We start from the raw sequence: 396 nt of genomic DNA on the forward strand, positions 1-396 counted from the left end.
GCCGGCGCCCTGCCGGACGGCTCGGCCCGTCGGCCGGGCTCCTCAGCCCGTTCGCCGCTGGGTCAGCCACCACTCGTACGTCGCGGCGATGCCGTCGCGCAGTGCCACGGCCGGCTTGAAGCCGAGCGCGGTGAGCCGGGAGACGTCCAGAAGCTTGCGCGGGGTGCCGTCCGGCTTGCCGGTGTCCCAGACGGTGTTGCCCTCATAGCCCGTCACCTCGCCCACGACTTCGGCGAGTTCGCTGATCGGCAGGTCCTCGCCGCAGCCGATGTTGACCGGGCCGTCGCCGTCGTAACGTTCCAGGAGCAGGGCGCAGGCCGCGGCCACGTCGTCGACGTGCAGGAACTCCCGGCGCGGGGTGCCGGTGCCCCACAGCACGACCTCCGGCGCGCCGCT

The 396-nt window shown here is 73.7% G+C and carries 1 protein-coding gene; it reads right to left on the reverse strand.

From position 1 onward, the window contains the following. Positions 1-42: 42 nt before the first annotated feature. A partial coding sequence (locus tag BZY54_RS46015; RefSeq protein ID WP_143668340.1) for an NAD-dependent epimerase/dehydratase family protein occupies positions 43-396 on the reverse strand: 354 nt, incomplete at its 5' end.

The organism is Streptomyces carpinensis, assembly GCF_002154505.1.
GTDB lineage: Bacteria > Actinomycetota > Actinomycetes > Streptomycetales > Streptomycetaceae > Streptomyces > Streptomyces carpinensis.